Here is a 12391-nt window from a genome sequence, read left to right as displayed (position 1 = left end):
TTACTAGATAAGGGGCTTGGTGCACATGAAACTGATTCGGTTTAAAGCAGGCGGCGAAGCAGAGGAGCGCAGCGGCATTCTGGATGGCATCCGAATCCATGAGTTTGCCGGCGACCTGTTTGGAGATCGTCCGCTCACGGGCGAAACGTATTTTCTGCAGGATATCACCCTTTGCGCACCGCTTGCGCCAAGGCATATTATCGGCATCGGCAAAAACTTTGCCGCTCCCGGAACGGCCAAACCGGATATTCCGGAGATTCCCATCTTTTTCTTTAAGCCGCTGGGCACAGTAGTCGGTCCGCTCGATCCGGTCATCCTGCCCGAAGGAACGGATGGAATCAAATTCGAGTCGGAGCTTGCCGTGATCATTGGGAAAGAGGCGCGTAATCTTACAGCTGATGAAGCGGAAACTGTCATTTTTGGATATACAGTCGCAAACGATTTCGGGGCAATTAACTATTTTCACCCTGAAGGGCATTGGACGGTCGGCAAATCCTTCGACACGTTCTGCCCGCTTGGCCCGCTGATCGAAACCGAGTTCAATTACAGGGAAGCCCGCATCCAGGCAGAAGTGAACGGGGTGATGAAGCAGGATGATTACATGTCCTCAGCCATTATGCCGGTTGACCGGATGATAGCCTATGTGAGCGGCTTTATGACGCTGAAGCCGGGCGATGTTATTCTGACGGGAACTCCGGCAGGCGCGGACTTTGTAGGGAACGGAGACATTGTGGATGCGATTATTGACGGCATAGGCCGTCTTCGCAATCCGGTACGCATAAGCAAGCAAATTGCTTATTAAATGGTACCTAGAGGGGCTATTCATACGTCAACTTTGATGACTTATGTGAAAGCCCCGTCATCCATTGCTCTATACTGGATTAATTACAGTTATTTCGGACTATAGACGTTCAAACGAGTGCTATACTGGAAATTTCCAGTTATTAATGCCTAATTGAGAGCTCCATAAGCTCAAATGGGCGATTTAACTGTATCGATTGCAGTATAGAGCAATTCACAATCGGAGAGCACTCTTTTTAACTGTACGGACTCCAGTATAGGCAAGGGCGTAACAGGTTTCTTTTCCCACGGACCATAGTGCGAATGTCTGTAACCCGCCGGATTCGATTCTCGAAGCCGGCGGGTGTTTTTATTCATTTCACGCAGGGTGCAGGGCCGGACAGGCTCATAAGATGTCCTATTCCTGCAAAAACAAGTCTCAATTCTATAAATACGCCGAGGCATGATCCGATTATAATAAGAATTACGCTCTCAGCAGGATTATAGCGTGGAAATGGGGGTATGGGCGTGCATACCATATTAATTGTCGATGACGAACCAATTGAACGAAACGGAATAAAATCTCTTATTAGAAGATTTCAATATGCATTAACGATCATAGAGGCCGACAATGGCGAACACGCGCTGGATATTATCAAGCGAAGACCGATCGATATTTTGTTTACAGATTTTAAAATGCCTTTCATGGGCGGTCTGGAGCTGGCTGAACAAGCAAAGATAGTCAATCCGGCCTTGGAAATTGTCATTTATAGCGCTTATGGCGAATTCGATTATGCTCGCAAAGCCATAGAGCTAAGAGCGGTGAATTATTTGTTGAAGCCGATTGTTATTGATCACTTCAGCAGTACGATGTCTGATATCATCGATCTGCTTACAAGCAGAGAAGCAGAGCAGGAACAGCTGGAGAAGATGCTGGAAGGGTACAAAATCGGGGTAGCGCATGTGAAGGAAAAGATGCTTCTAGATCTGCTTAGCGGTTCATTGTGGGAGCAGCATACGGACAACGGCATTGATTGGTGAATCAGCCTATGGAGCTGCCAAAGGTCAGAAGGATGTCGTGATGGTGATTTTCAGTACAGGCATCGGAACGGCGGTTATGATCGATGAACAAGTGCTCAGGGGCAAACATCATCAAGACGGTGTGCTTGGGGGTCACCTGACTACTGATATTCGGGGGCCTCTATGCAACTGTGGAAATCGGGGCTGCCTTGAAGAGCATGCCAGCCACCGGTCGCTGCTGCCCAGGGCAAGGGAAAGTGAGAAGTTCAAAGACAGTGTCCTCTTCTCTGTAGAAGAGATGAGCTACCTGGCCGTCATTGATGCCTGGCAGTCAGGGGACAGCTATGCGCAAGAATATATGAATGAATTAATTTCGCATTGGAGTGCAGGCATCGTGAATTTAATTCATGCCTACGATCCGGAAACCGTTATTCTAAGCGGAGGTTTAATGAAATCAGCCCATGTCCTGCTCCCGATTATTGAGGAGCGTGTCCACAGTATGACATGGACGCCATGGGGCAAGGTGGGTTTCTTCGTCTCGCCGCAGCCGGACGCTTCCGTACTGCTGGGACTTTCACATTTGTTAGATTCAGAACAATAAACTTGAGCAGGAACAACAAATTTAGATGTCTGCCCGCGGGTTTACCAGCCAACAAGAGAAAGCCGTCCCTATTCGGACGGTTTTTTTTGCTGTGCGCCAGCAGAGTGGCGAACAAGCCAAATTTGACCCGTAAAGTTTAAGTTTGGCTCATTGGAACCGAATGGCTGGGGCGATATGATTAGGGCATCCCACAAGAGAAAGGTAAATGAATATGAAATCAATGACTGGGACTGCGCACAACGATCGGTCAGGAGTAAAGGGCGTGATGAGGGAGCTTATCCGCAACCGTACGCTGCTGCTTATGTTCCTGCCGGTAGCTGTACTTCTGTTCTTCTTCAATTATCTGCCGCTGGCGGGTCTTGTCATCGCCTTCAAGAACTTCGACTTCAATAAGGGCATATTCGGAAGCGATTGGGCACAGCCGCTGCTGAACAACTTCGACTATTTGATGTCATCCTCCGTGGCTTACCGGGCTGTTCGGAATACCATCCTGTTAAATGCGTTATTCATAGCGGTCGGCCTTATATTTGAAGTTGGGCTTGCTCTTATGCTGAACGAGATGAGGAACAAATATATCAAGCGCATCACGCAATCGTTAACGTTTCTGCCGTTCTTCATCTCCTGGATTGTCGTTGGCGTATTTGCGTACAGCCTGCTTAATTTTGAAAGCGGTGTTATTAACCGGATTTTGGAGGCTATGGGCTTTCAGGGCATCGATTTCTACAGTGAAGCGGGATTATGGCCGGTTATTCTGACCATCGCCATCCGCTGGAAAGTAACCGGGTATGGCACAATCATTTATTTGGCGGCGCTCACGGGAATCGATAATTCCTATTATGAAGCCGCCTCGATCGACGGCGCATCAAGGTGGCAGCAAATGCGCTATATCAGCCTTCCGATGCTGAAGCCGACAATCTTGATTCTCACCCTGCTTGCGGTTGGCCGAATCATGAATGCGGACTTCGGAATGTTCTACGCCATGGTTGGCGATGCCTCGCTGCTGTTCCCGACGACGGATGTTATCGACACGCTGGTTTACCGCAGCCTTCGCAAATCCGGCGATATCGGAATGGCTTCGGCAGCCGGATTCCTTCAATCCATCGTAGCCTTCGTGCTTGTCATCGGAAGCAACTATGTAGCCAGGAAGGTGGATAAGGACTCGGCGATTTTCTAAACGTCCAGTACGGAACGAAACCTATCTATTTTGCATTGGAGGAACCAAACTATGCTTGCCAAGCGATTTTCATACAGTCAATTTATTATAACTGCCCTTGTGTGCCTGTTCAGTTTATCCTGCCTGCTGCCCTTTATCATGGTCATCTCGGGCTCGCTCAGCACGGAGAAGGACATTATGGATTACGGCTACGGCATCTTCCCGAGGCATTTCACCTTAGATTCGTACCGCATTCTCATTCTCGGCTCCAACCGGATCGTCGATGCGTATGGAATCAGCCTCATTGTTACGGTAGCGGGCACCCTTCTCTCCGTGCTGGTGACGAGCATGGGGGCGTATACCATGGCCAGACGCTCGTTTAAGTACCGTAATCTGCTGTCCATCTATGTCATCATCACCATGCTGTTCAGCGGAGGATTAATTCCCTGGTACATCATTTGCGTCCGGTATTTGGACTTGAAGGATACACTCTGGGCCATGATTCTGCCCCCTCTTGCGAACGCGTTCAACATGTTCCTCATCCGCAATTTCTTCTTATCGATGCCTGAGGATATCTATGAATCGGCCAAAATGGATGGCGCGGGGGAATTCCGGATCTATGCCCAGCTTATCGTCCCTCTTGCCAAGCCGGTTCTCGCAACTGTCGGTCTATTCATGGCACTCAGCTATTGGAATGACTGGTTCCTTGGCTTGATGTTCGTCGATAAGCAGGAGCTTCAACCGCTCCAGCTGCTGCTTCGTACACTGGTCTCCAATGTGGAGTTTCTCAAAAGCTCCGGCAACGCGATGGATATGCAGCGAATCTCGGCGCAAATTCCGTCCGAATCGATCAAAATGGCGCTAACCGTCGTGACCATCGGGCCCATCGTATTCCTGTACCCTTTTCTTCAGCGATATTTCGTCAAAGGGCTTATGGTAGGCGCGGTCAAAGGATGACAATTTCAGCTTCGGCTGTATTGTATATAACTGCTTAAGGGGAGAGGCTTACATGGGAAGAACGAAAGCTAGATTACCGCTGCTGATCACGGTCATTTTGCTGCTTGGGACGATGCTGGCAGCATGCGGCGGCAACAACAACGGCAGCAACACGGGGAATACCGGCAGTGAGGGGAACACGAATAAGACAGACAACGGCAGTACGGCGAAGCCAGGCGAAGGCAAAGCAGAGGATGAGGTGACGCTGAAGTTTTATTTTGGCGGGGACAAGAAATCGGCTACGGATGAAGTCTGGTCCGCTGTCAGCGATTACGTCAAAGCGAAAGGGCTGAACGTGAAGTTCAACATCAACTTTATTCCGTTTGGCGATTTCAAGGATAAAATGCTGGTCATGGCCGCATCCGGCGACAATTGGGATATGAATTTCGACGGGGATTGGCTGTCTTATAAGCAGATGGCCGCAAAAGGCTCTTATATGGCCTTGAATGATTTGCTGCCGCAATACGCTCCGAATCTGTATAAGAAATATCAAGAGCAGGGCACGCTGTCGGCTGCTACAGTCAATGGCCAAGTCGTCGGCCTGCCGTGGACGATGAAGATGAATCAGCGGATCTTCGCCGGCTGGCGGGCGGACTTGACGGAGAAAGCAGGCATTAATCCGGCTCCGGATTCTATTAAGACGATCGAAGATATCGATACCTTCCTTCATGCCGTGAAGAAAGCGTATCCAAACGAGAAAATGTCACGGGTAACGCCGCTTGCCATCTATCAGGTTCGTGACGAGTGGGTAGACCTTGGCTTCCACGGACTGGGATTCTATCTGAACGATCCGAAAATCACCGTTCAAGCGATCGAACAGCAGCCTTTCTTCAAAGAATCGGCTCTGATGTCCAAGAAATGGTATGACGATAAAATCCTTAACCGCGACGCGATGATCGACAAAGAAGACGGCGCAGCGCAGTGGAGAAACGGTAAATCGCTCTTCACGATTACATCCCATGAATGGGCGAATGCGAATCCTGGCTTTGCGGATCCTTCCTTTACACAGCAGACATCGCTTCTTTATCCGGACAAGAAGTTCGTGAACCGTACAGCGCTTGCTAACGTGGTGGCGATTAACCGGAATTCCGAGCACGCCGACCGCGTCCTGCGTTTCCTCGATATGCTGGAGACGGATAAGACGCTGTACGACCTTGTTCAATACGGTATTGAAGGCAAAACCTATGTGCTCAAAGGCGACGCTGCGGAATATCCGGACGGCATGCAGACAACCACGAGCAACTATATGGAGTGGGGCGGCCAATGGGCGTTCTGGAAGCCGCAGTTCATGCGTCCGAATCCAACTTATACGAAGGATTTCTGGCTGCAGGAAGCGGAGTTCGCAAGTCAGCCGATCAACGTAAACTCACCGGTGGACGGCCTGTTCATCGCCGAGGACAATATAAAGAACGAAATCGCCAAGCGCGATCAAGCATCGGATGAGTTCGGCAAACCGCTGGACTTCGGTACGGTCAAAAATGTCGAGGAGGCTGTTGCGAGCTACATCGAGAAACAAAAGGATAACGGAACAGACAAAATCATCGCCGAGGCCCAGAAGCAAATCGACGCTTATCTTGCCAGCAAGTCCTAAGCAGTTCAGTCATAAGCATCCCCGGAGAAGCCAGCCTTGTGCAAGAGGAAGGCTTCTTCTTCCTTACCGGAGGTCAATCGAACTTTTAACTATATGATGCGAAGGAGACTATTTATACATGAATAGCAGGCTGGGCAGCTGTCAAGGAATGATAGCCCGAATAGTAGTCGTTTTGTTGCTTTGTTCAGGAATTCAGGCCGTTCCCGTCTATGCTGCGGAGTCTAATCCGGATTCGGCAAAGGTATCGATTTCACTCGGGGAGAGTCCGGTAGAAGATGGCATTCATGCCTGGGCGGGAGATTACCCGGAAGGACTGCTGACAGGAACGATTGGTGAAAAGCCCTATTGGCAGACAAATAAATTAACTCCGGATCCCGGAACGAAATATTTCTACATGAATGTGGATGACAGCTTCCTGCTGGATAACAGCGATCAGAATGTGCAGGTCACCGTGGAATATTATGACGAGGGCAACGGGCAGATGGTGCTGCAGTATGACGCGAATTCTGCGGGATTCAAGGATGCGCCGCTGTTCTCGTACACCGATACGAAGACTTGGAAGACCCATACGTTCGAACTGGCAGACGCCAAGTTTGCCAACCGGACGAACGGCGGCGATTTCCGTTTGGGCGTGGACGGAGCGGGAGCCAGCAGCAGTACGAATGCAGATCTGAAAGTAGCCTCCGTTACCGTTACGAAGTCACCGAAGGTTGTCGAAGATTCCAATCAAGTGAATATCAAGCTGGGAGAAATGCCAACCGAGAACGGGATTACAGCCAGAGGCGGAGATAATGAGGCGGGGATCGTAACCGGTGTGCTGGATGGCAAAGGCTATTGGAAGACAAACCGGCTCGCTCCTGATCCGAAGACCTTGTACATGTACATGAATGTTAAGGATGACTATCTATACGACAATCCGAATCATGATGATGTCTACGTCACCGTTGAATATTACGATCAAGGCAGCGGCAGCATCGTGCTGCAGTATGATGCGGATTCCGCGGCATTCAAGGATGCGCCTCTATTTAATTATAAGAATTCGGGTCAATGGAAGACCTACACCTACAAGCTGAGCGATGCCAATTTCGCGAACCGGACGAACGGCTCTGATTTCCGGATCGGCATTGACGGCGGGGGTGCATCGCCGGCCAATCCGGATCTGTATGTCGCCTCGGTCACAGTCAAGAAGCTGCCGAGAGTCAATTCGGACACTCAAACAGCAGTGGTTCAAACTCTGTATCCGACTGCGGATATCGTCATCGCTGATTTTAATGCCGCTGATTTTGGCGCCAAGGGCGATGGTGTAACCGACGATACGCAGGCGATACAGGATGCGCTGGATGCAGCCGGGAATAATGGCGGCGGCGTAGTCTTTGTTCCCGCAGGCCGTTACAGGATTACCGGCTCGCTCCTCGTTCCAACCGGCGTTACCCTGCGGGGAGATTGGGTCAATCCGCAAACCGAAGGAGCGGTTAAAGGCACGATTCTCGAGTCTTATGCAGGCCGCGGGGATGAGAATGGAACGAGCTTTATCCAGCTTCAGTTTTCGAACGGGGTCACGAATCTATCGATTTGGTATCCGGAGCAGACACTGAATGATCCTGCCGCATATCCGTGGACGATCGAACAGCTTACCGGCGATAGCGCGAATGTGGAGAACGTTACGCTTGTGAATGCCTACAACGGAATTAAGATCGGACCAACCTGGAATGAGCTGCATTACGTGAAGAACGTATACGGTACGGCTCTGAAGACCGGTATCTTCCTCGATTACACGACAGATATCGGACGACTGGAGCAAATCAGATTATCTCCGGCAGCATGGGCGGCTTCGGGCTTGCCGGGTTCGCCTTCGCAGGAGGAATTATCGGCCTATATGACTGCCCACGCGGAAGGAATCGTGATGGGACGCTCGGACTGGGAGTATATGTCGGACATCCAGATTTCCGGATTCCGGACCGGGATGCGGGTGACCACAAGAACGGATTCCTTAGAGGCTGCCAATGCGCAGATGTACCGGATCCGGATCGAGAATTGCAATGTAGCGCTGAAGATTGAAGGGGTGAACGACTTCGGACTCCTCATCACGGACAGCAGCTTCAAGGCGAGCGTTGGGGATTCGCCTAAAGCCATTTATGCGACGCAGGGCTTTCATTCCATCGTTCAGTTCAATACGGTAACGGTTGGCGGGAATCCCCAGCATGCGGTTGTAAACGAAGGCAGCGGGGTCTTGTCCTTCGAGAACAGCGTCATCGAGAATTGGAACGACCAGGCTGGAGGCTATGCGATCACAGCGGATGCAGGCTCTCTGATTCTCGGCCATACGGCGTTTGCAAAGCCGGATAAGCAGCTGCTGATTAAGAAAAGCGTGTTCTCTGTCAATGCCGTTAATTCGGGCTATCAAGGCGAGCTCAAGGTCGATAATCAAAGCGATGCGGCGGAGCTGAATATTCATCAAGGCGACGATGCGCCGCTTGAGACACTGCCGGCCGTTTCAGCTCTGGACCGGGCTGTGCAGCCGAAGCCTTCGACGGCACAATTATTTAATGTGATTGCAGCACCATACCTGGCAGATAAGAACGGTGTGGTCGACGCGTCTTCAGCGGTGAAGCAGGCTATCACAGATGCCCAGGCGGCCGGCGGCGGAACGGTTTATTTTCCGGCTGGCATTTACCGGATTGACGAGGCGATTACGGTGCCGACGGGCGTAGAGCTTAGAGGCTCATGGGATGTGCCGCATCATACGATTGGCGGCGGAAGCGTCCTATTCACGAATTATGGGGAGAACGATGCGAGTGGCGTACCGTTCATTTCGCTTGAAGCATCGGCTGGTATTAGAGGCCTCTCCATCTATTACGATCAGCAGAGCTGGACGAATGTGAAGCCTTACGCGTGGACGATTCAAGGCAAAGGGCATGATGTCTATGCCATTAATACGACCCTCATTAATCCTTATCAGGGCATTGACTTCGGCAGCCATGATACAAGCGGGCATTATATCAGCTATGTGGCCGGATCTCCGCTCAAAGAAGGCATTTTCCTCGGCGGCGGCGCAAACGGCGGAATGATGAGGAATGTGCAGTTTAACCCGCATTATTACGGAAGAAACAATTATCCCAATCATCCGGACGGTGACGGGGCGAATCTGGTATGGAATTATCAGAAGGAAAATTTGGATGCGTTCCGGATCGGGAATGTAAGCAATGAGACGGTTTTCAACACGTTCGTATTCGGTTCTCTCTATGGAATCCATTTCGTTGATCAGGACGGCCATGGCCCGGAAGCTGTCGTTATCGGACACGGCACAGACGGCAGCAAGAAGGGAGCCTACGTGGAGAGCGCCGGCGCGGGCGGACTGAATTTCATTAATACGGAACTGGTTTCAATCAGCACTTCGGATAAGGTCTACGTAACGATCGGCGAGCAATTTGATTCGAAGGCGACGTTCTTCAATACCTCCATGTGGGGAGACACGACGCGTTCCTTCGATATCCATGCCGGTAAAGTCCGCATCCAGCAGAGCAACTTCACCAATGTGGGTGAACGCGGCATTAACGTGCTCGGAGGCGATATCACGCTGTACGACTCCTACTTCCAGCAGGGCGGAACGACACATGTATACGCCGGCGCGGAGACCGGTAAAATGATCATCTCCAATAATATTTTCAAGGATGGCTTCAAGCTGGTCAATCTGGCGCCAACCAAGGTAACAGGAACGAACATGGTTCCGGTATCGCTTGAGCTGGTTAAAGGCATATTCAGCGCGGAGCATCCGGAACAGTCGAACACGGTGCTCAGACTGAACAATCTATCGGCTCCAAATCCGATTAGCGGAACGATCGAGCTGGTTCTCCCATCCGCCTATCAGAGCAAGCTGAAGCCGATTCGATTCACAGGCGTCGCGATCGGCACGAGCGTAGATATTGCGCTGCCGTATTTGGCAAGCGATGACCTGAAGTATAAGGTGACCTTGGATAACGGCTATGTGTACATGACTTCGCTTGAGCTCGGTCAATCCTTCGCTGCCCGCTCGGATGCAGCTCTGCCTGATGCACCGGCTGCCTCGCTTGATAACACCGACCAATACAGCAGCTTAGGGGGACAATGGAAGGGTACGGATGATCTGAGCGCCGAGGCCGGTGTGAAATGGGACAGCAATAACCTGTATTTCACGATTGCCGTACATGATGATGTTCAATTTCAAAGCTGGAAAGATGTTGATATCTGGCAAGGAGACAGCATCCAGCTTGGCATTGATTTATCCAGAAAAGACGGTGCCGCAAGCCAAAATGTAAGTGAGCTTGGCTTCGCGTTGAATAATGACGGAACGGTAACCAAATGGAGGTGGAGAGCGCCAAGCGGCTTAGCGACAGGTGTTCTGAATGAATCAGAGGCCGTAGTCACGCGCGATGCCGATAAGGGAGTAACCAGCTATCAAATTACGATTCCGCTGGCTCAGCTTCACAGCACGGATTATACGTTCTCCCCTGATGATCCGATCGGCTTCGCGCTGCTGATGAATGAGAATGACGGCACGGGAAGATCGGGCTTCATGGAATATAACAAAGGAATTGGCACGAGTAAAAATGCGGCGCTTTTCGGCGACCTCTACCTGCTGGACAGCGGATATACGACTCTGCTGGAGAAATCTGCAGCGGCAGCCGTCAATGAAGCGAAGCAGGTTAAGGATACGGTTCACCTCGACGGAGCGGCTAACTTTGTCAATCTTCTGCCGGAGGGCAATTTGAAATCTGACTTGCAGCAGCAGCTTGCGGACATCGGAGCGGGCCAAGGCAGCGGCGGCGGTGATGGAGGCTCTACCGGAGGAGGCTCCACAGGAGGCCAAACTGGAGGAGGCATCACCCCACCCGAACCGCCGGCTGACGGTTCTTCCATAGAGCAGTCTGAGGATGGAGCTGTCGCTATTAAGACCAAATCGGTGCTGGACGCTGCCTCTCATTTGGGAAGCTCCTCTGTATCCCAGGCTGTGCTCGAAGAAGCATTCAAGCTAGCGGCAGCCGGAAAAGACGGCATCAAACAATTGTCCATCCTTGTATCCGAATCGGAATCCGCGCAGGGTTATGCGGTGGAACTGCCGCTGCGTCTGCTGAGTTTGGATAGCGCGGGTAATATCATCGAGCTTCAAACACCATCGGGTACTTTGCTATTGCCAAGCAACATGCTTAGCAGCCTTCAGAAGGAACACCGTGCAGAAGAGAAAGTGACTTTCTATATCCGTGCTGCAGACCGGGCAAGTTGGAGTGAGAAGCTGCAGCAGCAGATCGGCGGCCGGCCTGCGGTGGATTTATCTTTGCAGATCGGAGATCAGACCACTGCATGGCATAATGACCAATCGCCGGTTACGGTCCGTCTGCCATATGCGCCAACAGCCTCGGAGCTGAAGGATCCCGAGCATCTCGTTGTTTGGTATATCAACGGTCAAGGGGAGGCAGCTCCGGTTCCAAGCGGCAAATACGATCAGAGCACGGGTCAAATCGTATTCCAAACGACTCATTTCAGCGCTTATGCAGTAACGGATGTTCACAAGGCTTTCCCGGACTTGCTTCAAGTCCCATGGGCCAAACATGCGGTGGAGGTATTAGCCGCCAAAGGTATTATTAACGGTACGTCGGCAGCAGCCTTTGAACCGGCAGCACCTGTCAAGAGAGCGGATTTCATCATGATGCTCGTGAAGAGTCTCGGACTGACTGCACCCTTTACTGCAAACTTCCATGATGTGAATCAAGGAGCTTATTATTACGAAGCAATCGGGATAAGCAAGGCACTTGGCATATCGCAGGGATCAGGCAGCAACGCGTTCAAGCCGGATGCGGCGATCAGCAGAGAAGATGCTGCCGTGCTGCTCTATCGCGCGCTTCAAGTGCGGGCAGCTGGCCTTGCAGCTGGCAAACCTGATGTGCTTGCGGCATATGCGGATGCCGGTAAAGTGGCTCCTTATGCGATGGAGAGCGCAGCTTCCCTCGTACAGGCGGGGCTGCTCCAAGGCAGTGGGGGCAAGCTGAATCCGAAAGGGATTTTGAGCCGCGCCGAAGCAGCGGTTCTACTGTATCACGTGTATAACCAGTTTTCGTAATAGGCAGAAGCGATGTGGCATAAACGTATACCCAAATATAGGAGACAGCGGAGCAGCCGCTGTCTTCTTCCAATATATAGAGGATAACAATGGCCAAAATCACGCAAATCAAATGCAGAATGATCCGGTGAACCAGGCGGTGGTTTTAAGCTTATT

Annotated in this window: 7 protein-coding genes; all 7 read left to right on the top strand. The window is 51.2% G+C overall.

Annotated features, from left to right (window positions below; all coding sequences use genetic code 11):
- Positions 1-25: 25 nt before the first annotated feature.
- The 7 genes from ACFPYJ_RS03700 to ACFPYJ_RS03670 all read left to right on the top strand — a co-directional run bounded on the left by ACFPYJ_RS03700 (position 26) and on the right by ACFPYJ_RS03670 (position 12235).
- Positions 26-802, top strand: a complete 777-nt coding sequence (locus tag ACFPYJ_RS03700) for a fumarylacetoacetate hydrolase family protein (RefSeq protein ID WP_379186688.1) — start codon at positions 26-28, stop codon at positions 800-802.
- A 506-nt stretch (positions 803-1308) separates the two neighbouring features.
- Complete coding sequence (locus ACFPYJ_RS03695) at positions 1309-1821, top strand: response regulator (RefSeq protein WP_379186687.1); 513 nt, start codon at positions 1309-1311, stop codon at positions 1819-1821.
- Between the two features lie 40 nt (positions 1822-1861).
- On the top strand, positions 1862-2401 hold the full coding sequence (locus tag ACFPYJ_RS03690) for an ROK family protein (RefSeq protein ID WP_379186686.1): 540 nt from the start codon (positions 1862-1864) through the stop codon (positions 2399-2401).
- A 205-nt stretch (positions 2402-2606) separates the two neighbouring features.
- Entirely contained in the window at positions 2607-3575 is a 969-nt protein-coding gene (locus ACFPYJ_RS03685; protein WP_379186685.1) for an ABC transporter permease, read from the top strand.
- Between the two features lie 51 nt (positions 3576-3626).
- Entirely contained in the window at positions 3627-4511 is an 885-nt protein-coding gene (locus ACFPYJ_RS03680; protein WP_379186684.1) for a carbohydrate ABC transporter permease, read from the top strand.
- A gap of 52 nt (positions 4512-4563) precedes the next feature.
- Positions 4564-6141 carry an extracellular solute-binding protein gene (locus ACFPYJ_RS03675; protein WP_379186683.1) on the top strand — a complete coding sequence of 526 codons (1578 nt, stop codon included), beginning with the start codon at positions 4564-4566 and terminating at the stop codon, positions 6139-6141.
- Between the two features lie 118 nt (positions 6142-6259).
- Complete coding sequence (locus ACFPYJ_RS03670; RefSeq protein ID WP_379186682.1) at positions 6260-12235, top strand: glycosyl hydrolase family 28-related protein; 5976 nt, start codon at positions 6260-6262, stop codon at positions 12233-12235.
- Positions 12236-12391 lie beyond the last annotated feature (156 nt).

It is taken from the genome of Paenibacillus solisilvae, assembly GCF_042656405.1.
Lineage (GTDB): Bacteria > Bacillota > Bacilli > Paenibacillales > Paenibacillaceae > Paenibacillus_Z > Paenibacillus_Z solisilvae.
This window is presented reverse-complemented; position numbering and strand designations above follow the sequence as displayed.